We start from the raw sequence: 24,494 nt of genomic DNA, 5'->3' as shown, positions 1-24,494 counted from the left end.
AAAATGACCGATTTGTTTTGTGTTAGCGTGACTTTTCGTCAGTTTGTAAGTTTTAAATAATGATTCGACTTATAACTTTCAATGTATAAGTTTCCTATTTTTATAGGATCTAAAAAAAACAGAAATGGGATTATTTAATAATATATTTGGTTCATCAGAACCTAAAGAAGAAAAGGTTTTGCCTTGGCAAGCTTTGACAGATGTGTCACAATTAAGTGCCATTGAAAAACGCTCTAAAAGCAAAACGCAAGTGATATTTAAACATTCTACACGTTGCGGAATAAGTAGTATGGTTATGAAACAATTTGTGAGTATGTATGATTTAGAAGCAAATTTAGACTTATACTATTTAGATTTATTGAGTTATAGAGATGTGTCTAATGAAGTAGGTTATAAATTTCAAGTAATGCATCAATCGCCTCAACTACTCATTATTAAAAATGGGATAACGGTTGATCATGCAAGTCATAGTGGTATCAATGAATTGGATTTGGAGAGGTTTGTTTAATTTATATGTAAATTTTTAATATAAAAAACTCCCACATTTAGGCAAGTTTAATGTCCATGTGGGAGTTTTTAAAATGTTAAGTAATAATTTAACTTCTTCTCATTCTATATGAGCTAATAATATCTTTCAATTTTAACTTTAAATCTTCTCCAGTATCATACACCATTTGTGCATCGGTAGGGAAGTGGAGTCTTCTATTTCTAGTCAACTCATATTCTTGTCTGTTTAAAGCTCTTTGGTCGCCTCTAACTGTTGCGTAGAAATGTTCAAATACAAACTCGCTATCTATAGCAAAAGCATCTAAGGTTTGGTTTGTTCTTAAATCTGTATACACAACATCAGCAATAACTTGGGTAGATTTAAACTGATTTGTTTCAAAGTAACGTGCTTTCACATTGACTATTTTATCAATCTTAATTTTGTTACCTAAACTATCAACCATCACATTACCATTGCTATCGGTTTGATATTCCCAACCTTCTATAATATTTTTTTGTTTCAATTCTTGTTTAGAGTTGACTTGCTCTGGCGAAATATTAATTTGTTTTAATTGCAATTGCATCGCGTAATCATAGTTGACTTCGGAAATTGGATTTGCATGATAAACCGTCCAAAATTGGTTTAATCCATACGTGTCAAAGTTTAATAAATCGGCTTCTAATTGTTGTGGAATGATTTGTCTAGTCTGGTTTTCAATAGTAACCATTACATAATCTGTTCCTTTATTATGAGCTTCAGTCATAAGACTTCTAGTCTCTTCAAAATTTGGATTGATGCTTTCTATATAACTAAAGATATCATAAGCTTCTCGAGCGTTATACTTATCTTCAGAGTCTAAAAGTGTAATACCTTGATCAATTAAATAATCAGACGTTTTGTATCTATAGTCGACGATTTCCGAAGAATAATCATTGAATTTTAAATTGAGATTTTTACCATTTATCTGCAAAGGCATAACTCGTTTAATTGCGTTTTGTCTTGCGTCAAGATCTAAATAGATTTCGTAGATCGCTCTATATTGCTCAGAATTTCCATCCTTTTTTAAATGTTCAACATCTTGTAAATCTTCCTCCAAAACTTTGTAGTAAGCATCTTCAAGCATCACAATATAATCTTGCTTACGCTTTTTGTCTTTGTTGTTTTCGAGTTTTTGTAATGCGTCATTGATAGCTTGGTCATAATTTCCATGACTAATTGCTTTTTCAATTTGTTTTCTTCCGCTACATGATGTTAGTACCAGAAGAAGTACTGTTGTGAGTAGTAATTGCTTCATAATTCTGGATTTTAGTGAAACGCTGTTTTATTAATTTTTTAGAGTAAAACAGAAGTTTCATGATTATTTTCTATTGTAAATCCAAATAGCGTGCCATACTAGAAAAAGCACTCTTTTTAGGAGTGCCTTTTTCTATTTAAATAATTAGTATTTAATTAAAAACTAACCAAATTATAAGTGATATACTAGAGTAGAAGCTAATTAGAAATAACTCTAATTTGTGTTGTTCTATTTTTTTCATAGTTACTTTTTTATCAGTTTTTTTGAAATAGTACTATTACTAGTCTGAATATTTACAAAATATAGACCAGCTTCTATATCATTAATAGAATAGTTGTCCTGCTGATTAACAAAAGTTTTTACAAATTGTCCTTGTATATCATAAATGGTTACCTCTTTAATTTGATGATTTGTTTCTATTGAGAAATTGTTTGTTGTTGGATTTGGATATAGTAAAATGGATTTTTTTAATTCTAAATTATCAACAGATAAACTAGGATCTATATACTTAAATAACTCTTTTCCAGTAGAAGGTGTCGTAGCAGAAAAGTATAAATTGTCTCCAGCAACAGTTAAGGCTTCTGGATTACTATCTCCAGATAAATTGATATCGCTTACTAAGACAGTTCCAGCAGTTGTACCATCAGTTTTCCATAATTCTCTTCCATTAGTATCATTATTTGCACTAAAGAAAAGTTCGCCATAATATGGTGTAAAACCATTAGGGTTACTATCTGGAGTTGCGGGTGAAGTGTTTATATCTTTGAGCATGCTTGTTGTTGATGGAAACCCTGTAGAAGTCCATATCTCACGTCCATTAATTAGGTCGTCTGCTGAAAAATAAAGTTTATTATTGAACACAAATAAATCTGATGGAGAGCTACTAGCTCCTCCATTGGCTATATTATTAAGAAGTGTAATGTTTTCAGTTGTATTCATTTTGAATATTTCTGTACCTAAAGTTGGGTGTGTTGCTGTAAAATATAAAGCGTTGTTATATACCGTTAAATTTTCTGGATTACTTCCTGTAGCTCCAGTATTTAGGTCTAAAATCATTTGTGTACCAGCAATTGTTCTATCTGAAACCCAAAGCTCTCTTCCATTTGTACCATTATCTGCTGAGAAATAGACCTTGTTATTAAATGTTACAAAATCTTTCGGGTTACTATCTCCTGTTGGATTAATAGTGATTTCTGTATTTGAGTTATTGACACTTAAATGCATAAATAATTCTCTACCACTAGTAGAATTAGCAATTGCAGAATAAAATAATCTACTATCATTAACTATAGACGTAAGTTCTTCGGGTGAACTACTACCAATATTATTCAAATTATAAACTGCTCCTGGTGTACTAGCATCTGTATAATGTAACTCATATCCAAAGCTTGTATTACCTTGATAATAGACTTTGTTTTGATATTCTGTTATATATTTTATTTCTTTTATTGATGTAGAAGGTACTTCAAATGTTGAACCTGTGATGCCAATATACTGCCATAAAGATGACTTACCTGCAGTATCACTCTGCCCAGTAAAATAAACTCTATTATTTGACATTGAATATGTAAAATATTGTGGTGTAATAGTAGAGTCAGTGAAATTCTCCAGTAAAACTGGTAATGTTGATGAGCCATTAATAATCCACACACCATGATTTATACCATTATAGGTAGCAAAAATTAGATTCCCATTAAAGCTAAGCCTGTTAGAATCAAAAGTTGGCATACCATCACCAACTCCTAGATTGAAATCTTGTACCAAACTCACTTGAGCTTGCGTAAATGTAATAGCCATAACAGCTATAATAAGTAATAATTTTTTCATAATAAATAGGTTTATAGTTAAGTTGTAAATGTAGATTCTAGAATAGGAGACTGTACTACCCAAAAGGGTAGAATCAACATATATTGTTTTAATACTTATGAAAGGTATGAGCTATTCGAGTTCTCTAAGTAATCGTCCTTCTTCAGGTTTATCTTTAAAATAGACAAGGGTTACAATTTCGCCATGATGAAGGTTTTCATAACTGGTGCCATTAATATATTTTAATTTTATAGGAGTGTTGAGGGGTTCTGTTTTAATTCGAACTTTATTTTTAAAAGATTTTGAAAGGATCTCATTACTCATTTTTTCAGCATAATTCATACCAATAGTGTCTTTTGATTTGTAATAAGGAATGGTGTCTATCACTTTAAACCAATCTACAGTAAGGTAATAGTGTTCATTTGAATATTTACCGTTGCTACCAGATTGATGTTTTTGAACTACCATTACTTTTTCTCTAATACCATTTTTAAGCAAATCATCTTCTTGGTAGTTGAGAATGTTATTGAATACAGCAAATACAATTAGTAATACAGCAAATGAGAAATATGTTATTCTGTTGATACGTTTTATTTTTTCTATTGAAAATTGTTTTACCATTATCGCCTAAAACCTAGTATAAAACCATCTGAATTTCCTGAAGTCTCTCCATTTTGATCAATAATTAATTCATTATTTTGTATGAAGTAGGATCCAAAACTATCGTTATTTATCTCAAGAAGTAAAATGTCATCAAACTCGACTATACTAAAATTGTACTCGCCAGTTTCTAATCCATCAGAGGCTATATCTTCTAAGTTATTATTAACTACATTAAGTAAATTAGTTTCAAGATTAAAATTCCATGTTATTTCGCCAACGTCAAATTGATAATTTACATCAGCAAATCCACCTTCAATAGATGTTAGGTTCCATAAGCCATTTAAGGTCTGTGAAGATGTAGTTGCGTTTAAATCATCATTTCCACATGAAAGATTTACTGCTAAAGCTAAAACAGCTATAAGTGTTATAAATATTTTATTCATAATTATTTAATTTATATTGTCACATGAGATATAGACGTTTTGTCCTGCTCCAGCAAACTCTAGATTGTTATTGTATTTACCATCTCCTTGTGCTTGTTGCTTAAAGTTTAGATATTGGTACATGCACTTTCCGTCGTGTTCTTTTGAAACTAATGCAATAATTAAAGAGCGAGATACTATTGCATCATTCCAGTTTTTGTCATAATTCCAGTTAGGAGAAGTGATAATGGCTTTTGAATATGTTTTTGAGCTTCCACTTTTTTTACGCATGATACTTAGTGCTTGACTTTCTAAATTAGAATTAGACATTTCTGCATTTGGTAATTTTGCATCTTTTAATCGGTCATTTTCTTCACGAGATACAATGTCTATTAAATGGTTTGTGCCACCAGATTGATCTATCGTAAAACTTCCTTTTATGTTAGAATTTGTACCTCTAAAAATAACTCTAACTTCTACTGTAACATTAGAGTACGCTCCAGCTTTTAGCAATTGTTCTGCAATAGCTTCGTGAGTTCTTAACTTATTTTCTACGTAAAAATTACCATGTTTTTGTTTCCAAGCTATACTTGGTAATATTGCAAATTGCAAGTAATTTTTTTCTTGCATAGGTGTAGTTATCCAAATAGCTGTATGGGATGATTCGGCAACTGGCATACCGTTTATTTTTACTTCCATATTATTGGCAGCATATGAATCTGTAAGCTGTCTTAGTGTTGAAGGTAAATAAAGCGTTGCATAAATATAATCTCCAGATTTAAATGTTTTTGAGAAATCGCTTTCGGTTTCGTTACCAATAGAAATTTCTTTAGTTGAAAACAGCATTTTATTTAAATGCGTTTTGTGCATTTGGCTGGCAAAAATAATGCCTGAACTTTTTTTGCTAATTTCGGCTTCAACTTGATTTAACCATTGTGTTGCTTTAGGATTGTTGGGAGCAAATTTCAGTAACAGTTCGCAGAATATTTTTGTTGCTTCTAATTCTTCAAGTTCTTTTGTGGGATCACCTTTTATGCCAATCACATTCAAATTATCAAGATATCCATGAAAAGAACTACTACTTTTATTTATAAAATTTGAATAATCATTTAAGGCTTCAACTACTTTTTCAATATAAAATTGTGCGCTTGTAAAAGTGCCATTAGACTTTGCATCTTCTACAGCCTGTAGATAATCAGTTTTGCTAAAATCTTTGAACAATTCTTGTGCTTTTAGCAATTTTTTATGTGATGGTGTAAACTGAAGTCCTTGCTTTGCATCTGCTCCATGACTAGTTTCGCTATAAACATAATTTAGATTCATATGTATATCTCTAAAGTAATTAGCTGTATTTTCTTTGCTTAATTTAGATGAGATTTCTGCACCAGATTCTGAATTTAAAAGAACTTCTAGTCGGCTCATTTCAGAATTTATTAAAGAAAAATCTAAATCATTATGATTTGATGCTATAGTTGTAAATTGATCCTTTGCATCTTTGAGTCTTTTAAAACTTTCCGCAGGTTTGTTGTGTCTATAATATTCAAAAGCTTTAATTAGAAAATTAGATTTTGCCTTAGAAAAGTCGTTATATGCAGGATGTAAATCTGTTACTAAATTATCAATAGCTTTATCATAATAGCCTTTTCTTATATTGGCTTCTCTTGCTTCATCTGAACCACCAACCTCATTTAAATCTAACTTAAAATTGTTTAGTTGGCTCTCCTCTGCGGACATATCTAAATCTGGACATTTAGATTTAATACTTTCCAAATTGCGTTCTGCGGAACCTATATAAGTTTTAAAAGAGCCACTAAAAACTTCATTGGCTGCTTTTTTATCATCTAATTTTTTTAAATATTTGGTTAACGATTTATAAGCTGATTCGCAAGCACCTTTTGACATATCCTTAGTTTGATTAAACGTCTCGTTTTTAGTATTGTTTGTAGATATAATTTCTTTTTCAATTTTAGTCTTCGCTTTTTTTAATTTTTTCAAGTTAATTTGAGAATAGCCAAAGCAACCTATAATTAGAAATATGAATAGTATTGTTTTCTTCATGAGAGATTTAGTTTATTATAATATCAACAGTGAGTGTTTGTGTTTCTAAAAGTTTTGGCATTAAGACATGATATGCTAAATTTGGAGCTACATCAGTTTCATTTTGAATAAATGTGATGGTTAGTTCTAAATTTGAAGTTTTACAGTCCAGTATCAGATCATAACTAATAGTTTCATTTCCATTAGTTAGTTGTTGCTTACCAACAACTAGATCATAAGTTGTAAAATCTATCATAGGTTGGCAATCTCCTGAAACTATGCTTACAAATTCCTCTTGAGAGGTTATAAGCTCAAAATTATCTACTAAATCTATGTTGAGTTGATATCTTGTGTCGAGACAATCATATTCACTTTCTAAACTTGTTATACTGATATTTAAATCTTCACAATCATTTGTTTGATTATCTTCACTACATAATTGAAGTAGAAGTAGTGGTAATAATATTAAAAATGTTTTTAATTGTATCATAACTTTTTTGTTTAAAATTACTTGCGAAAACATTATTATGTACTACCCAAAAGGGTAGATTATTAAAAACAAAAGTGTTGAGTTTTATACTCAACACTTTCTCTATTAATTAAAATCAACCTACTAAAACTTATTCTTCTTCCTCTAAATCTATAATGATGAAATTTCCTTGAGTTACACCATCTGAATTAGTTACTGTATATGATATTGAAACTCTTTTTTCATTATAGTTTCCACATAAACCTTCAACTTTACCATGACGTCGTGATAGTTCGCCTGTGTCAGGATTTACTTCCAATATAGAACAAGGTTCTTGTCTATTAATTTGAAAATGAATGGGTTCATCGCAGTTTGTAGGTAGATAACCTACGCTCTCATTATTTAAATTATTTGAAGTTGTATTAGGTGTCGTAAAAGCAAGACATAAGGCTCCAAAAAGTAACAAAACAGGTAGTAAAACTAATTTTCTCATAATATTTATTTTGATTATTATGAAATAAAATTAGGAACTATATCAAAGTGTGGTTACACCCATAAGGGTAGTTTTAGCTTAAATTTTTAGATTATTTTATTTTGTAATTCATTCCATTTTCTAAATAAGTAATATTAAATAACACTTTGTAAGCGTCATTTAATTTAGCTAAATCATCTATGTTTATTATTATCAAAGTACTACTCGTTTTTTCATCTTTTAAAATATCAATAGAATTTAAAGGCGTTTGTATTTTAAGATGAGGGAAATGCTCTTGTAAACCTTTAACCGTATTAGCGTTGTCTAAATCAATGACAAATAACTTGGTTGTTTCCTTTTTGTCGAATTTTTTTTTAGAATTATCAGATAGGATAGGTGTTGAAAGCCACATAGACCGAATATTGAAATAATTGTAAATAGTATCTAATATATCATCTATTTCAGTTTCTTTTTCAGAATTTGCGTAAATCACCAAGCTATTCATTAAAATGGCTGTTTCTACAGTGGCTTTTGGGAATTTCTTTTCAAATAACTCAATAGATGTGTTTACAAAATATTGGTCTATGTTTTTTCCACTATTTACATATTGTTCCACAATTGGGTATAGGGCATGTGCAAAGCCGTCAATATGCTTATTGTTATACCATTCTTTTGGATCTAAACTCTTGTGAATTTGCTTATAAGCCCATCCATTTCCTAATGCAGAAGCTAAAGCTTCATCAAAGAAAGTATAGGCAAGTGGAGCATATGGTGAGGTGGAGTTTGTGAACCATTGCTCTATTTTATGTTGAAATTCAGCGCTTTGTTCTCTATACAAAAGATGGCACATTTCATGAATGATAATTCCAAGTTGCGCTTTATATTCATTTTCATTATGAGACATAAAACCACATATAAGTGCATTTCCTTTTTGGTATGCTGTAGTGTTGCCTGCTGTTAGTGGGATTGGATAAAGCATTATCTTAAATGGAATATCAGTATTCCATGGAGTGTTATAGAATTTACTTATTTTGAGATACGTTTCACTAATTTGTTCCTTATAATTACTTAATTGATTTTGTATTCTAGCAATATTATCCTGTTCTTTTTTCCATATCAGATCATTATAGTAAGGTTCTGCAACTTTTAATGCTTTTACAAGTTGAATATGTGTTTTATGTGGTAATGTTCCTATTATTCGCTGACTAAAATCATCAATGCTATTTGCATTTGAAGCAGCAATCCATAGTAAATTTTTAATCGGAATTGAAGCTGTTCTTTTATCAGGAAATTCTTGTTGTTCAATAGAATAATGTAATCTAAGTTTAGAATAAGAATCAATAAGCATATTAAACTCTTTATCATGTGAAAGTGAATCAGAGATATACTTTTGAAATGATTTAGATGTTCCCACGTGTCCAGAGCTAGTTTCTAAAAAATTAAATAAGTCTAGAGTTTTGTTGCTTTCTATTTGTATAAAACTGTTTTGTCCATAGCTTTGAAAAGTAATTACAAAAGCTACAACTGTTGTGAGTATTAATTTCATAAAATGATTATTTATATTAAAGACGGGTAAAATTATTTAATGTTACGTTTTTCTCAATTACATCATAACTGAGGTTGCAAGAAATAAAAATAGTGATAGAATTGAGTATTTGTAATACCCAAAAGGGTAGTTTTAAAGTAAGTTTTCCTTGTTTGCTTTTTGTACCGCTTCAATGTTAGAATTAACCTGTAGTTTAATGTAGATGTTTTTTAAATGGAATTTTATGGTGTTTTTGCTAATGAATAAATTATCGGCAATACTATCGTAGCTATTACCTTCAGAGAGTTGCATCAAAACATCTTTTTCTCGGTTTGACAGTTCTATTTTACTTGGTTTTTTCTGAAATGAGCCAACTACCATTTTTGCGATTTTAATACTCATTGGTGCTCCACCAGAAACACATTCTTTTAATGCATCTATCAACTCTTCGGATTTCAGATTCTTTGTTAAATATCCAGAAGCACCAGCACATAATGCATCAAAAACAACATCTGAATTTTCAAAAACCGTAACCATTATTATATTGGCATTTGGGAACACTTTTTTGATTTGTTTGGTGCCTTCAACACCATTAATACCAGGAAGATCAATGTCCATTAAGAAGGTTTTAGCACCATCTTTTCTTAGATTTTTTATGGCATCTTCACAATTGTCGTAAATGGCAACAACTTCAAAATCGCTAGTTTGATTTATAATTTCAGCAAAACCCTCACTTAAAGGGATATTATCTTCTACTATGACGACTTTATGTTTCATTTTTTTAATTTATTTTTCCTATAAAAGTTATAGTTGTGCCTTTATTTAATACAGAATCAATTGTCAATTGACCACCTATCTTTTGTGCTCGATTTTTCATATTTGATAATCCGTTTGAGGATTTTAAATCAGTTTCTGAAATGCCTATTCCATCATCAATACAGGATATCTTGAGTGTGTTATTTTTTAAGACAAATGATAATTTAATTTCTTGGCATTTAGAATGTTTTAATGCGTTGGTTAAAGCTTCTTTAAAAATAAACACAAGTTGCTTGTTCCAATAATGTGGTAGTTTTTTATTTGAATCAATATTCTTTTCAACAATGAATTTAACTTTAGTTTTTCCGAAGAAATCCTCACCAAAATCTGAAAGGTAAGTAGCAACTACTTCTATATAATCGCTATTTGATTTTAAAGAAAACACAAAATCCCTTGTCCCTTTATAAAGACCATTGGCATCTTCAGTAATTTGTTTGAGTTTAGATTTTACTTTTGGGTCATCTATAGAAGCTTCACCACTTACTAAGTTAGATAATAATGAAATTCTAGCTAATTTATTTCCGAGATCATCATGGAAATCCTGTGCAATCTCATCCCTAACATCAGAGAGTTCTTTTTCAAGTTGTATTTGTCTTTCAAGAGCTATTTTAAGCTCTTTGTTTCTTTGACGTGTTTTTTTTAGTTGAATCATTTTTGTAATAAAAAGTAGTAATATTAATAACAAGGCTATAAGCACAAACCAAAATGTAAGCCTCTTGATTTTGGCTTTTTTGTTGGTGAGTTCAAGGTCGGCTATAATTTGTTGTTGGCTAAGGCTTTTAATTTCTGAATCTTTAAGTTCCGTTTTGTACTTAGTCTCTAACTCGTTTACAATTTCTATTCGTTTTTGTTTTAGTAAGCTATCTTTTAACTTGTTATAATTTTTGTAAGTTGATAAGGCTTTCTTAGTTTCTCCAATACCTTCATAAATTTCAGAAGCAGAAATTTGCATAGCCATACGTCCTCCAATATCAGTTTTAAGATCATATTTTTTATCATAATAAATAGCAGTATCTGTCCATTTTTCTGCAGCTTTCAATTGCCCTAAATCCCAATGGTCATATGCTTTTGCTATGTAGTAAGGACCTATGCTTTTAATGCCTTTTATTTTTTTTGCATAATAAATTCCAGAATCAATATATTTTAGACCGTTTATAATATCTCCTCTGTGATATGATATAGCTTCTTGAGCACGATAGAGTAAAGCTAATTCATAATTTATGTTATGTTTTAATGCTTCTTTCTTAGAAATATTGATAAATAATTCAGTTGAATCTAATAGAGTTTTACGTTCTGTTCTAGTATATTCATGTTCATAAACGAGTGCTAGCCATCTGTAATTTTTTATTAAATTTATTGAATCAACTTGTTGTAAAATTAAGTCTTGTGCACGTTTTATATAAGACCAATTTTTTTCGCTCTCTTGCATTCTAGTAAATAAATGCACGATATGGTTAAGAGCTTCAATTTGTTTTTGAGAATCCTTGAGCTTTTCTGCTTCACTTAAAGCTAAAAAAGAAAACTCCGACATCTTTTCAAGATGGCTTGTTTTACGATAAAAAAGGGCTTTGCTTGCATATAAATCATAAGTGAATTGGTTTTTACAGTCATTCGTTTTTTTATATGCACGTTCAATTTCTGCTAATAAATCTGCTGCTTTATCTATTTTTTTTTCTGAACAATAGAACTCAAATTCTAGGATAAGACTTTTAAAAAAACAACCTTCATTTTGAGCGTTTTTATATTCATTAATAGTTTTAAATACACTTATAGAGTCTCTATTACTGTAGTTTAAATTGTCTTCAGTAGTGTTAGTATTATGACACTTACAATCATTTTGTCCATACATGAAAAATGTAGAAAAAATAATGCAATAAGAAAAAATTGATTTGTTTAGTAAATACATTTTCAGGTTTAGATTATAAAACTTAAAAGTACGAAAACCTATAAATGAAAAAACCTACCCAAAAGGGTAGGTTTTTTTAAAAATATATATACTTTTTTCTATTTCTTCTTTTTAGGATTAAAAACAGGCAACAACTGTGTTTTTACAGCTCCAAACCCAATACGAGTTCCATCATTTTCACAATAGCCTCTCATGATTACAGTATCATAATCATTTATGAATTTACGCTCAGTACCATCTTTCATTTTTAATGGTTTTGTGCCTTTCCATGATAATTCTAACATAGATCCATAAGAATCTGGAGTTGGACCAGATATGGTTCCACTTCCCATCATATCTCCAGAGTTTACTGGACAACCATTTACTGTGTGATGTGCCAATTGCTGAGACATATTCCAGTACATGTATTTAAAGTTTGATTTTGCAACTGTTGTTTCTTTAGCACCTTTTGGCTGAATACCAACTTCTAAATTGATATCAAAACTCTTTTTACCTTTTGTTTGTAGATACTCTAATGGCTTAGGGTTTTGTTTAGGGCTTTCTACTCTAAATGGTTCTAAAGCATCAAGTGTAACAATCCAAGGTGACATTGACGATGCAAAGTTTTTACCTAAGAATGGTCCTAATGGAACATATTCCCATTTTTGAATATCACGAGCAGACCAATCGTTAAATAGTACTAATCCAAAGATGTATTCTTCAGCTTCAGCAATCGGAATTGGTTCACCTAAATCATTAGCATCTGTAGTAATGAAGGCCATTTCTAATTCGAAATCTACTAATTTAGATGGGCCAAAAACTGGTGCTTTGGCATCGGCTGGCATCGTTTGACCTTGGGGACGATGAACAGGAATTCCCGAAGGAATAATAGAAGAACTACGACCATGATAACCAACTGGCATATGAACCCAATTTGGTAATAATGCATTATCAGGATCTCTAAACATTGTGCCTACATTAGTTGCATGTTCTTTACTTGCATAAAAATCTGTATAATCACCAACCTGAATTGGTAATTGCATTTCAATTTCATCCAAACGGAATAAAATGGCTTCTTTATGCGGATTGTTGTTTTTTAATTTATCGTTATCTGCATCAAAAATTTGTGCAATACGATTACGTACTAATCGCCAAGTTTTTCTACCATCTGCAATAAAATCATTTAAGGTATCCTGAAGAAAAATATCATCAGTCAAAGGAATCCCTTCAAAATATCCTAATTGATGCAAAGCACCAAGGTCAATGGCAGTATCACCAATTCGAGTTCCAATAGTAATAATGTCATCTCGAGTTAAGAACACTCCAAATGGAATGTTTTGAATTGGGAAATCAGAATTTTTCCCAACGTGTAGCCACGATGAGCGATCAGGATTATTTGCAGATAAAGGCATAATGAAGCGTATTTTGTTGTTTAGAATTCATCTTGATTATTTCTATTACCTACAAAATTTTCATTTTGAACTCTAATTTTGTTTTTATTTATAAACGTAGCGATGCTATGTTGATAAAAAAACATCTTCATTACAGTACAAAAGCTAAACTTTTCGGTTGAAAACAAATAGTTAAGATGAACTCATTATTTTCTATTCAAACCTACATAATTTTTTTATTCTAAACCTATAAAAGGAGAAAAAAATACCGATAATTTAACTGTTAATAACATGCTCATAAAAGTTTGTTATAAACCTATATTTTTGAATCCTATTAAGGAGATGATTCTTATTTTTGATAAAATTTAATTCAAACTTTTAGATATGCAACGCGATTCACAGATTTTTGAGCTTATTGAAGCTGAAAAAAACAGACAAATTAACGGATTAGAACTTATTGCTTCAGAAAACTTTGTAAGTGACCAGGTTATGGAAGCTGCAGGTTCTGTATTAACAAATAAATATGCCGAAGGATATCCAGGAAAACGTTATTATGGTGGTTGTGAGATCGTTGATGAGGTAGAGCAATTAGCTATTGATAGAGCAAAAACCTTATTTGGTGCTGCTTATGCTAATGTGCAACCTCACTCTGGAAGTCAAGCAAACACTGCAGTTTTTGCTGCGTGTTTAAATCCAGGTGATAAAATATTAGGTTTTGATTTGTCTCATGGAGGACATTTAACACATGGTTCTCCTGTGAATTTTTCTGGTAAATTATATAATCCAGTGTTTTATGGAGTTGATGAAGAAACAGGTCGTATAAATTACGATAAAATGGAAGCTATTGCAAAAGCCGAAAAGCCTAAATTAATCATCGCTGGAGCTTCTGCTTATTCTAGAGATATGGATTTTAAGCGATTTAGAGCGATTGCAGATAGTGTTGGTGCTATATTAATGGCAGACATTTCTCATCCTTCAGGTTTAATTGCAAAAGGAATTTTGAATGATCCAATTCCGCATTGTCACGTTGTAACAACGACAACACATAAAACGTTACGTGGACCAAGAGGTGGTTTGATTTTGATGGGTGAAGATTTTGATAACCCATTTGGATTAAAGCTAAAAAATGGAAATCTTAAAAAAATGTCTTCGTTATTTAATTCGGCAGTATTTCCAGGTAATCAAGGTGGACCATTAGAGCATATCATTGCAGCTAAAGCAATAGCTTTTGGTGAAGCATTAACAGATGATTTCATGCATTATATGCTGCAAGTAAAAGCTAATGCAGCTGCAATGGCAAAAGCACTTATAGATAGAGGTTACCATATTATTTCTGGTGGTACAGATAATCATATGATGCTTATTGACTTAAGAAATAAAGATATTACAGGTAAAGCTGCAGAAGAGGCTTTAGGTAAAGCAGATATCACAGTAAATAAAAATATGGTACCATTTGATGATAAGAGTCCGTTTGTGACTTCTGGAATTAGAGTAGGTACAGCAGCAATTACGACCAGAGGTTTAAAAGAAAACGATATGGAAACGATTGTTAACTTTATAGATCAATCTATTATTAATCATGAAGATGATGCGAAATTAGAAGCGATTGCAAAGCAAGTGAATCATATGATGAGTGGAAAGCCATTGTTTTCTTAATTAAATAAAATTTATATTATAAAAAGACCTTTCTATTTGAAAGGTCTTTTTTTTTATTAATGCTTCGGAAAAGTTAGATTATTTGAATATGATAGAATTGACAGCTTTTGTTAATATAAAAAACAACAAAGGACATTTCTATCGTCATTCTGAACTTGTTTCAGAATCTCATATTTATATAAAAATGATATTCAACAATCCTTCAGAATAACAAATGGCTTGTTTTTTTTCTTCGGAAAAATTTAATCCTCAACAAAAATAGTACTCTTGTAAGCACCTAAATCTGCTGGAGACGTTCTTGTTTCTCCTAAAATATCTGTGGGAATAATAAAATCATCACTAGCTTCACCATTTGCTGCAGAATCTGCACCTATCATCAACATATTTTCAAAAGGTAATTTAAAATCTGGATCTCCATTAAAAATGCAATCCTCATATAAATCTGTATCACTAATCAGGTAATTGGCATCATTAGAAAAGTTGCCACTTGTATCTTGAAAACGAATCAAACAATTCGTAAACTTAAAATCAAAAAGGTTACTGGTAATATTATCAAAACCAATTTCTGGATTATCATTACCAAATATGATGCAATTGTTAAATCTAGCGAATAAATCATTTCCATTATTCATGTTATTTTGGTCAGTCACATAATTATTTAAAAACACAGATGGAAACTGTCTGAAACTATTATTCCAATAATTAGCTAATGTACAATGTGTAAAATTATACCTTCCGCCAAGAGTACCAGCAAAAGAAGATTGTCCGCTTGCATTAATAACCACGTTTTCTGCGGAAATTGAACTCGCACGACCTAATATTCCGAAGTTACTAGAATTATAAATCTGAGAGTTTGTAATCGTTAATTTATCATCTGAATCATTTTGATTGCCTTCGCTTAAAATACCAACGGTTCCATTTTTAATCGTTGCATAATTGATGTCATTATCAACACTACCATTGTACAACCAAATTGTTCCCCATTGTCCAGGAACATCTGCAAAAAGAGGCTCTAAACGGTCACCTTCAAAAATGACTTCATTCTCTAAAAGGTCTTGATCTGGACTCAAAGCACCATTAACTTTTAATGACGCATTGTTGGTAACAAGCAAACCAGAATTAGCATGAAAATGTACACGTGCTCCAGCTTCAATCGTTAAGACATCACCTTCATCTACTGCTGCATAACCATAAATAACATACGGTTTTTCATTAGTAAAAGTTAGTTCACTATCTTCTAGAAAACGACCTTGTAGTGTGGTTTCATCATCAACACCATCACCATCAACATCAAATGTTAGGGTTTCTATAATACCAGTAGTATTATCTCGATCTGGATAAATAAACACGGCATCTTTGATAAGGGTAACCAATTCTACTTTTTGAAGTTGGGTTCCACTATCAAACTCAATAGCATCAGTATATAAAAACTCTAAACTATTTTGAGCGAGTGCTTGAATATCTGCTGTGGTTTCTACAAAAATGAATAAACTATCATTTGCTAAAAGCTCTACATTTTGAAATTCTTTACCTGGAAGTCCGTCAACATTTAATCGATAATTAGAACTTTCTCCTTGACTTAAACGAACTGTTGGAATTGATATATCGTCATCACTACGATTGTAGACTTTTAAATTATAAGTACTAGATCCTATATTTGAAAAAATGGTGTCTAAGTAAATCGTGTCTTTAGAAAATCCAAGATTTCCTGAGCTTGGTGCAAAATCGAAATCTTTTCGACATGAGCTCCAAAACATTAAAATGCATATTGTAAATAAAAAGTATATAATTCGCTTCATCATATTTATAAAGTCTTTAGCGCATGAGTAAAATACCAAATGTGCCTTAGGCACCTCAAATATAACTTTTGTAGTTAACTTTTATTATGGAAGTCAATAAAATATTTTAAAGCTAGTTTTTGGTATGCTCTTCTAGAATTTTTTTGAAGGCGTTACTATGTATTAAAAGTGCATCTACAAGTTCAAACTCATTTTCTTTTTTGAGGATGGTTACATTTAATTGTTGAGCGCTTAAATAGTCGAAAAATAATTGCTGATACGGTTTAGGGATTTCCAACTGTGTAGTCAAATATTTTTGATTAAAATAGGTATTGGTTTCAAAAAGAGTGATTAAATCTTCTGGAGTAACATAGACCACATCTGGCACTTTATTTTTGTTTTTAAAAAGGTTGCCTATTAATTTTGCGACAGCAATTAGGTCTAAAGTTGGCTGGAGGTTTTCTCCACTTCCAAAGGTTCGTTTTTTAAAAGCAATTTGTCCTTGTTTTGCTGTAGTGTTGCTAAAATTTAGAGAATCAAATAGTTTTTCTCTCACTTCAGTAACTTCAACTTCATCTAGCTCATTGGTGATTTTTTTTAGTTCTATTACGATGTCATTATCAAAATGAGATTGCGCAAGACTTACAAATTGTTGCTCATGAAAATAAGAGTTAATGACCAAAACATCATTGACTTTAGCTTCTATTTGAAAAACACCATCATCATTGGTATAGGTTAAAATATTTTGGGTTCTATTTATGATTTTTGCGCCTTTTACAGCAGCTTCATTGTCATAAACAACACCTTTAATAATTTGTGCGTTAGTTAATAAAGGGACGAGCAAAAAAACGAGAAGTTTAAGAGATTTCAATAGTATGGTTATTGGTTTTGATTTTAAATTTAAGATATTTCCGAAGAAAAAAATTTACATTAAGAGAGTTTAACAACTAATTTAATGTTGTTTTAACTAAAAAGCTGAACGATATCATCAGGAATTCTAGTTGGTTTATTTGTCTCATAAGACATGAAACACCATTTGGTTTCTGACGTGGTCAACATTTTATTAGTGCTTTTATTATAGATGTCTACTGTACGTGTGGATCTTACTCCTCCAGATTTTAAAACGTAAGTTTTTAATAGTAATACATCGCCTAGAAGTGCTTCTGCTTTATATTGAATGTGGTGACTAAGCAATACCCAATAATAGGTGTCTCTTACGGTTTTAGACGTTTTTGATTCCCAATGTGCTGCTGCAATATCTTGAACCCAACGTACATATTCTATATTATTGACATGGTTTAAATGATCTAAATGGTCTTTAGTAACGGTAAGTTCTTGCTCGTAGGTTTGCATTTTTTTAAATTCTGAAATTAAAATTTAAAAGTATGTATTATTCTTTTCTTCGGAAAACATTAGTGATGTTATATAGGAAGTTTCCAATTTGAGTACGTTCTAGTTCTCCTTTTTTGATTTTTTGGAGTTTTTCTTTTCTTGCTCTAAGTCTATTGGATTTATTGATTTTTTTCTGGTAGTATTTATTAGAAATGTAGCTTGGATATCCGCTTATGACTATTGTTTCAAGTTTAGATAAATCTTCAGTCATTTTAATGTTGTAAATTTTTTCTTCACTAATCTTGAGTTTCATGGATTTCATGCCTACAAACTCAAATCTTAATTTATCGCCTTTAAAAACTTTAATTGAGAAATTTCCATCAAAATCTGTTTGTGTTTCAACGTTAGAACGTAGGTTGAGTATTCTAACTCCTGGTAGAGGTAATCCATCAGTTTTAGATGCAATAAAGCCATTTATGATACGTGCTTTTAAAATAGAAGTTCCCATTTTTCCATTAACCATTTGTTTCTGTAAAGAATCTAAGTTTACAATTTTAGGTTTTATTTGCGCTTCAACATCCTGTGTTCCAAAACTCAAAAACGCAAATAGGGTTGAAGCGACATAACTTAAATAGTTGTTTTTCTCTTTTCGGTTTAAAACCAATGCTCTGTTAAGTTGGGTAGATTTGAAGCGACCACAGACTTTCCCTTCATCTAAAAAGGTTTTGACAATTTGTTCATCTGTTTTTGTGGTGAAATCAAAAACTGTTTTCTCGCAAGATTTGCAATATCTGCCTTTTTGTTGAAGTGTCATTTTGTTCCAATCTTCATGACATGGTTCTGGAATGTTAATGTTCAGGCTGGTTCTCATGATTTTAATTTTTCCTATTGAACATTTGGCGCATACTGTATAAAAAGGAAGCTGAAGAGGATCGATCTAAATTTCCGTTTACAATAGGCAACGGATTTTCTGTTTTAGGATTAGTAGTTATCTCTATCATACCAGCAATGCCTCCTAAAAGTAAATGAACGGTTTTAGCTTCTGTTTCTTTTGTTTCACAAACAGGAATAACGCTAGTAACTTTTTCTCTAGTTTGTGCTTTTAAATAAATTTGACGATTTCCAAAATCTCTGATAGTAATTTCTGCAATATCATAACCTGCTGCTTTTACGACTAGTATATTCTGTAATTCCCCTTTAATTAAGAAACTTCCATCACTATTTGAAATTGTTGAATTAGTACTCCCTTTAATTGTAATTTCAACATTAGGTATTGGAGATTTATCAGAATTATAAATAGTTCCTTTTATAAGTTTTGTGTTTAAAATAGAAGTACCAAGTTTTCCATTTACAGTTGATATTTGTGAAGAATCTACCTTTACAATTTTAGGTTTTCCTTGTGCTTCAGCATTTTGAGTGCCAAAACTCAAAAACGCAAATAGAGTAGAAGCGACATAACTTAAATAGTTGTTTTTCTCTTTTCGGTTTAAAACTAATTCTCTGTTAAGTTGGGTAGATTTGAAGCGACCACAAACTTTTCCTTCATTTAAAAAGGTTTTAACGATTTGCTCATCGGTTTTGCACGTGAAATCAAAAACAGTTTTCTCGCAAGATTTACAATATCTGCCTTTTTGCTGAAGTGTCATTTTGCTCCAATCTTCATGACAAGGTGTTGGAATGTTTATGTTTAATGTCGTTCTCATGAATCAAAGAACCAAAAGAAAGAGACATTTTAAAAGTAAGAATGAGTGAATAGTACTTTTGAGTGAGTGAAAAGACTAACTATTGTTTTTTGCGCAATATAAATTTTAACCAGAAGATTGTAGATATTATAAAAACTATAAAGCAACCATAAACGAATATTGGTATTTCATTTCCAATAGGATGTGTATATGAAAATCTTAGAATACCATAAATTACAAGCATAAAAAATGATAGTAATGATGTAATCATAGAAAAGACTTTCAAAAACAATTTCATCTATTTCTCAAAAACTTCAACCTCAAACAACTTATCCCAACGCTTACCAGTAACGAAAAGTGTTTTAGTTTCAGGATTGTAAGCTATACCATTTAAGACATCTAATCCTGCATGTTGTGTTACTAAATTATGTAAAGGAGAAAAATCAATAACACCTTCTATAGCTCCATTTTTGGGATTAATGATGGCAACTCCGTTTTTTTGATAACGATTAGCATATATTTTTCCGTTGACGTATTCTAACTCATTCATTCCAATAATTTTTCCTTTATTGGTGTAGACTTGAAGTTTAGAATCTTCAACCAAAGTTTCTGGGTTTAGCAACCAAATTTGTTCGGTACCATCACTTTTAAAGATGTTTGTACCATCGTTACAAATTCCCCAACCTTCTTTACTTTTTCCGTAGGTAAAACTACTTTTCTTTTCAAACGTATTCATATCATATACAAAGCCAATGTTTTCTTGCCATGTCAATTGGTAAATATTATCATTCATAATGGTTAGACCTTCACCAAAATATTGATTTCCAATAGTGATGTTTTTAAGAATTTCACCAGTTTTATAATCTACTTTTCTCAATTTAGATTCGCCATATTGACCTGTGCTTTCGTATAATTCTCCGTTATGAAATTCTAAACCTTGAGTATAAGAGGTGATGTCGTGTGGATACTCATTAATAATTTTATAGCCATACACCTTAGGCGATTGATTGTTTAGAATGGTGATGTTTTTTTTTATTTCTTCGGAAGCATCGCCAGTTTTAACAGTAGCAATAATGGTTTGTACACCTAAAAGTTCATCATCCAATTTAAAAGAAGCATCAACAGGTTCTCCATTTAAAGTGTAATTAACAGAAGAAATGTCAATCCCTTTTGGGTTTTTAATTGTAAGCTTCACGGTTTCACCAAGCGTAGCTACATTGTTTTTAGCGTCTGTGGTAATTGACAGATTAGATTTTTGAGAATTAGAATTTCCGCAGGAAATAATAGTAACACTTAAAATAGTGATTATGAAAGCTTTAATTGAATGCATTTTTGTTAAGATTTGAGTGCAAGTTATTTAATAAAATTCAGTTTAAAAAATCAATTATATTTTTGGATTATAGTTTTAAAAGATTGTATCTTTGCAGCTGGCAAGTCCTACACAACCAGCTCCTGTTGAATCCTCCAGGTCGGGAACGAAGCAAAGGTAAATGGTCGTAGCGGTGTGATGTAGGTAGCTTGCCTTTTTTTGTGCCCAATTTTGACGTCTTTTTATAAGATTGATAACTATAAATAGAAGAGATTTGTTAGATAAAACTGGCAAATCTTTTTTCATTTTTGCCATACTTGTAAAATTCATTAGTAATTTTACACGTATTAATAAAGGCAAAAGGCTTATCACTAATCGCTAAAACCCGTTTAAATGTCTAAAGTTGTTTTAATCACAGGTGGATCTTCAGGAATTGGAAAATCTATTGGTGAGTTTTTATCCCAAAAAGGATTTACGGTTTATGGAACAAGTAGATCACCAGAACGTTATCCAGATTCTAAAATTAAACTGGTAGCATTGGATGTAGCAGATGTACTTTCCGTAGAAAAAGCAATAGCAACTGTAGCTCAAGAAGCTGGACGTATTGATGTGGTCATTAACAACGCAGGAGCTGGAATTACAGGTCCTATTGAAGAAATCCTAAACGAAGAAATCAAGCGAAATTTTGAAACGAATCTTTTTGGTCCAATCAATGTCATCAAAGCTGTTTTGCCTCAAATGCGTAAACAAAACTCCGGACTCATAATAAACATCACTTCAATTGCTGGCTATATGGGATTGCCATATCGCGGAATTTACAGTGCAAGTAAAGGTGCATTAGAATTAATTACTGAAGCTTTTAGAATGGAGATTAAAGATTTTAATATTCATATGACAAATGTTGCACCAGGAGATTTTGCGACTAATATTGCAGCTGGTCGTTTTCATGCTCCAGTAGTAAAAGGGTCACCTTATGAAGCAACGTATGGTAAAGTTTTAAAAGCCATTGATGAAGATGTTGATAGTGGTGATGACCCAATTATGGTGTCTAATATGATTTATAAAATTATTAATACTCCTAACCCTAAAATACATTATAAGGTTGGTGCATTTATGCAGAAATTCTCAATTGTTTTAAAGAGAATTTTACCAGATAAAGTGTATGAGAAAATGCTATTGAATCATTATAAACTTTAAGAGCTAATACATATAATTGCTAGACTAAACATTTGTAAATTTAAATGTTAATATCATTTTATATTATTTTCTTCGGAAGGTTTTATAAAATCGTAAATTCGTGCTCATAAAACATAACACAACTATAAGTTTTCCTTTTTTACTGAAATAAATTCAGCAAAAACCAGGAAGTAAAAAACAATATTTTATGAAATTTTTTATTGATACAGCCAACCTTGACCAAATTAAAGAAGCTCAAGATCTTGGTATTTTAGATGGTGTAACTACCAACCCATCACTAATGGCTAAAGAAGGCATTACAGGTCATGATAACATTATGAAACATTATGTCAACATCTGTAATATTGTAGATGGAGACGTATCTGCAGAAGTTATTGCTACAGATTTTGAAGGTATGGTAAGAGAAGGTGAATTGCTTGCCGATTTACATCCTCAAATCGTAGTGAAATTACCAATGATAAAAGATGGTATCAAAGCATGTAAATATTTTACAGATAAAGGAATAAAAACAAATGTAACTTTAGTATTCTCACCAGGTCAAGCATTGTTAGCAGCTAAAGCAGGAGCAACGTATGTTTCTCCTTTTATTGGTCGTTTAGATGATATTTCTACAGATGGTTTAAACCTTATTGCAGAGATTAGAATGATTTATGATAACTATGGTTTTGAAACAGAAATCCTTGCAGCTTCTGTACGTCACACAATGCACGTTATTGATTGTGCTAAGCTTGGAGCAGATGTAATGACAGGTCCTTTGAGTTCTATTGTAGGATTATTAAAACACCCTTTGACAGATATAGGTTTAGAGAAATTCTTAGCAGATTATAAAAAAGGAAACTAGATAAAAGTTAGATACTTTAAAACAAAAAAAACGCTTGAATATATTCAAGCGTTTTTTTTTGTTTATGATTAGACTAATTAGAAGCCAAAGTGGTCTCAATTAGTGTATCAATATCATTACTAAACAAATCTGTATTAGACTCGACAATGAGTCCATTTTGATCTACAATTAAAACCTTTTGAGAATTAGCAATTGCAAATTTTTGCACAGCTTCATTAGGGTTTTTAAACATGTATTCATTTTCTGTTGGATACTTTAATATATTTAAAGTCTTTTTCCAAGCATACGTATTCATATCATTAATGTTGATAGCTATAAAATCCATGTCTGGATATTTGACTTTTAAACTCTTCATCATATAATGATTATTTCTGTAGCTATATTTAAAATTAGACGACCAGCAGTAAATAACTGTTGGAGCTTTAATCACGTCTTGAAGATTTAGAACATTACTATTAAAATCTAAAATTTCTATACTAGGTAATTTATTACCTGGATATAAACTTAATATCGATTTTGATAAATTATTTATGTAATTTTTATCATATTCATTAGAGCTCTTTTCTAAGTAAGAGTCTAGCATACTTTGGGATTGCTCAGCGCTTGTGCTGTTGTAAACGAATACTTTAGTAGCATGCATAAGCACATAATCTTTTATGGTTTTGTTTTCAATCACACTATCAATTAATCGTAATTTTTCAAGGTTGTAATCTAGCGCTTGTCTATTAAATTTATGATGATTACCGTCTTGGTAATACTCTTTTAAAGCGGTATTATGAAAATACCAATCCATGAATTTATTATAGGAATACACACCACTTAGTGAGACATCATTAAAATCTACATCTTTTCTATAGTCATAAAATCCATCAGGAAGATCTTTGTAGTGTATTAATTTATTATTTCCGAAGTAACCAAAAGGATACTTTTCTTTATGGGTATAATAGTTATAATTTATGCTAGCCTCAGCAATTTTCTTAAATAAAGGAGAGGATTCCTGCTCAACCACAAATCGATCTAAATAGTCTAACTTTTGTTGCTTTGCAGTATAGATATGTTTTTCAAAAGCTTCTGGTTCTAAATGTTGAAGTTTGGAGAATTGCTTATTGGCAACTTCATCATTTAAAAAAGCTTTTATAAAGTAATTGTTTTTTTTAGATCCACTACCTGTATATACTAAGGACTCATCAAAATCATTGGTGTTCAATCTTATCAAAATACTATCATTAGGTTCAATAAGTAGCGTTTGATATTCGCCACCATGAGTAAAATGATATAAGCCAGCTTTTAAGTTTTCAATTTTGTATATAAATCTGTTTTGAGCATCAAGAAGTATGGTATCTCGCTCACTTTCTTTACTATATATTGTGACATAATTATTGTTAGGGTTAACAATTTCACCACCAAAATAGGCAGTATCGCCAGCTTTAGTTTTAGAATCGCAACTTATAAAAAGGAAACTTGTTAATATGCTAACTAATAGTAGTTTCAT

General features: G+C 30.8%; 22 protein-coding genes and 1 other RNA gene. 5 read left to right on the top strand and 18 right to left on the bottom strand.

What is annotated here, in order from left to right; translation table 11 throughout:
• The first annotated feature begins 124 nt into the window (after window positions 1–124).
• Entirely contained in the window at window positions 125–508 is a 384-nt protein-coding gene (gene ytxJ / locus WNY78_RS14935; protein WP_342874019.1) for a bacillithiol system redox-active protein YtxJ, read from the top strand.
• Between the two features lie 88 nt (window positions 509–596).
• Here the strand turns inward: ytxJ and WNY78_RS14930 are convergent, their stop codons facing one another.
• From WNY78_RS14930 to fahA, 11 genes are all read right to left on the bottom strand, one after another.
• The gene (locus WNY78_RS14930; RefSeq protein ID WP_342874018.1) at window positions 597–1,781 is read right to left on the bottom strand and encodes a hypothetical protein; all 1,185 of its coding nucleotides are present in this window, start codon (window positions 1,779–1,781) and stop codon (window positions 597–599) included.
• Window positions 1,782–2,024: 243 nt separating this feature from the next.
• Window positions 2,025–3,608, bottom strand: a complete 1,584-nt coding sequence (locus WNY78_RS14925) for an ELWxxDGT repeat protein (protein WP_342874017.1) — start codon at window positions 3,606–3,608, stop codon at window positions 2,025–2,027.
• Window positions 3,609–3,719: 111 nt separating this feature from the next.
• The gene (locus WNY78_RS14920) at window positions 3,720–4,208 is read right to left on the bottom strand and encodes a hypothetical protein (RefSeq protein WP_342874016.1); all 489 of its coding nucleotides are present in this window, start codon (window positions 4,206–4,208) and stop codon (window positions 3,720–3,722) included.
• A complete protein-coding gene (locus tag WNY78_RS14915; RefSeq protein WP_342874015.1) occupies window positions 4,208–4,633 on the bottom strand; it encodes a hypothetical protein in 426 nt (141 codons plus the stop codon). Before WNY78_RS14915 ends, WNY78_RS14920 begins: the two co-directional genes overlap by 1 nt.
• Window positions 4,634–4,639: 6 nt before the next feature.
• Window positions 4,640–6,670: a hypothetical protein gene (locus WNY78_RS14910; protein ID WP_342874014.1), complete on the bottom strand. Its 2,031-nt coding sequence runs from the start codon at window positions 6,668–6,670 to the stop codon at window positions 4,640–4,642.
• 7 nt (window positions 6,671–6,677) lie between these two features.
• Complete coding sequence (locus tag WNY78_RS14905) at window positions 6,678–7,139, bottom strand: hypothetical protein (RefSeq protein ID WP_342874013.1); 462 nt, start codon at window positions 7,137–7,139, stop codon at window positions 6,678–6,680.
• A 130-nt stretch (window positions 7,140–7,269) separates the two neighbouring features.
• Complete coding sequence (locus WNY78_RS14900; protein WP_342874012.1) at window positions 7,270–7,611, bottom strand: hypothetical protein; 342 nt, start codon at window positions 7,609–7,611, stop codon at window positions 7,270–7,272.
• Between the two features lie 91 nt (window positions 7,612–7,702).
• Window positions 7,703–9,136: a hypothetical protein gene (locus WNY78_RS14895; protein WP_342874011.1), complete on the bottom strand. Its 1,434-nt coding sequence runs from the start codon at window positions 9,134–9,136 to the stop codon at window positions 7,703–7,705.
• Window positions 9,137–9,268: 132 nt separating this feature from the next.
• Window positions 9,269–9,892: a response regulator transcription factor gene (locus tag WNY78_RS14890; RefSeq protein WP_342874010.1), complete on the bottom strand. Its 624-nt coding sequence runs from the start codon at window positions 9,890–9,892 to the stop codon at window positions 9,269–9,271.
• A gap of 4 nt (window positions 9,893–9,896) precedes the next feature.
• A complete protein-coding gene (locus WNY78_RS14885) occupies window positions 9,897–11,837 on the bottom strand; it encodes an ATP-binding protein (RefSeq protein WP_342874009.1) in 1,941 nt (646 codons plus the stop codon).
• A gap of 98 nt (window positions 11,838–11,935) precedes the next feature.
• Window positions 11,936–13,228 carry a fumarylacetoacetase gene (fahA, locus tag WNY78_RS14880; RefSeq protein ID WP_342874008.1) on the bottom strand — a complete coding sequence of 431 codons (1,293 nt, stop codon included), beginning with the start codon at window positions 13,226–13,228 and terminating at the stop codon, window positions 11,936–11,938.
• Window positions 13,229–13,591: 363 nt separating this feature from the next.
• On the opposite strand from fahA, the gene glyA reads away from it, so the two are divergent.
• A complete protein-coding gene (gene glyA, locus WNY78_RS14875; RefSeq protein ID WP_342874007.1) occupies window positions 13,592–14,863 on the top strand; it encodes a serine hydroxymethyltransferase in 1,272 nt (423 codons plus the stop codon).
• A 242-nt stretch (window positions 14,864–15,105) separates the two neighbouring features.
• On the opposite strand, the gene WNY78_RS14870 is transcribed toward glyA, so the two are convergent.
• From WNY78_RS14870 to WNY78_RS14845, 6 genes are all read right to left on the bottom strand, one after another.
• Window positions 15,106–16,665: a hypothetical protein gene (locus tag WNY78_RS14870; RefSeq protein ID WP_342874006.1), complete on the bottom strand. Its 1,560-nt coding sequence runs from the start codon at window positions 16,663–16,665 to the stop codon at window positions 15,106–15,108.
• A 109-nt stretch (window positions 16,666–16,774) separates the two neighbouring features.
• A complete protein-coding gene (locus WNY78_RS14865) occupies window positions 16,775–17,512 on the bottom strand; it encodes a hypothetical protein (RefSeq protein WP_342874005.1) in 738 nt (245 codons plus the stop codon).
• Between the two features lie 92 nt (window positions 17,513–17,604).
• Window positions 17,605–17,994 carry a thioesterase family protein gene (locus WNY78_RS14860; protein ID WP_342874004.1) on the bottom strand — a complete coding sequence of 130 codons (390 nt, stop codon included), beginning with the start codon at window positions 17,992–17,994 and terminating at the stop codon, window positions 17,605–17,607.
• A gap of 37 nt (window positions 17,995–18,031) precedes the next feature.
• Window positions 18,032–18,844, bottom strand: a complete 813-nt coding sequence (locus tag WNY78_RS14855; protein ID WP_342874003.1) for a carboxypeptidase-like regulatory domain-containing protein — start codon at window positions 18,842–18,844, stop codon at window positions 18,032–18,034.
• Window positions 18,845–18,848: 4 nt separating this feature from the next.
• Window positions 18,849–19,676 (bottom strand): carboxypeptidase-like regulatory domain-containing protein, encoded by an 828-nt coding sequence (locus WNY78_RS14850; protein WP_342874002.1) that lies wholly within the window; start codon window positions 19,674–19,676, stop codon window positions 18,849–18,851.
• Between the two features lie 277 nt (window positions 19,677–19,953).
• Window positions 19,954–20,985 carry a glutaminyl-peptide cyclotransferase gene (locus tag WNY78_RS14845; protein WP_342874001.1) on the bottom strand — a complete coding sequence of 344 codons (1,032 nt, stop codon included), beginning with the start codon at window positions 20,983–20,985 and terminating at the stop codon, window positions 19,954–19,956.
• A 98-nt stretch (window positions 20,986–21,083) separates the two neighbouring features.
• On the opposite strand from WNY78_RS14845, the gene ffs reads away from it, so the two are divergent.
• The 3 genes from ffs (at window position 21,084) to fsa (ending at window position 23,002) form a co-directional block, all read left to right on the top strand.
• An RNA gene (gene ffs, locus WNY78_RS14840) (signal recognition particle sRNA small type) lies at window positions 21,084–21,182 on the top strand.
• Between the two features lie 175 nt (window positions 21,183–21,357).
• Window positions 21,358–22,161: an SDR family oxidoreductase gene (locus WNY78_RS14835; RefSeq protein ID WP_342874000.1), complete on the top strand. Its 804-nt coding sequence runs from the start codon at window positions 21,358–21,360 to the stop codon at window positions 22,159–22,161.
• A gap of 187 nt (window positions 22,162–22,348) precedes the next feature.
• Complete coding sequence (gene fsa / locus WNY78_RS14830; RefSeq protein WP_342873999.1) at window positions 22,349–23,002, top strand: fructose-6-phosphate aldolase; 654 nt, start codon at window positions 22,349–22,351, stop codon at window positions 23,000–23,002.
• 73 nt (window positions 23,003–23,075) lie between these two features.
• Here the strand turns inward: fsa and WNY78_RS14825 are convergent, their stop codons facing one another.
• On the bottom strand, window positions 23,076–24,494 hold the full coding sequence (locus WNY78_RS14825) for a hypothetical protein (protein WP_342873998.1): 1,419 nt from the start codon (window positions 24,492–24,494) through the stop codon (window positions 23,076–23,078).

Source organism: Psychroserpens sp. AS72 (assembly GCF_038900375.1).
In the GTDB taxonomy this organism is placed as follows: domain Bacteria; phylum Bacteroidota; class Bacteroidia; order Flavobacteriales; family Flavobacteriaceae; genus Psychroserpens.
The sequence above is the reverse complement of the archived record's forward strand: the minus strand, read 5'-3'. Positions and strand labels throughout refer to the sequence as shown.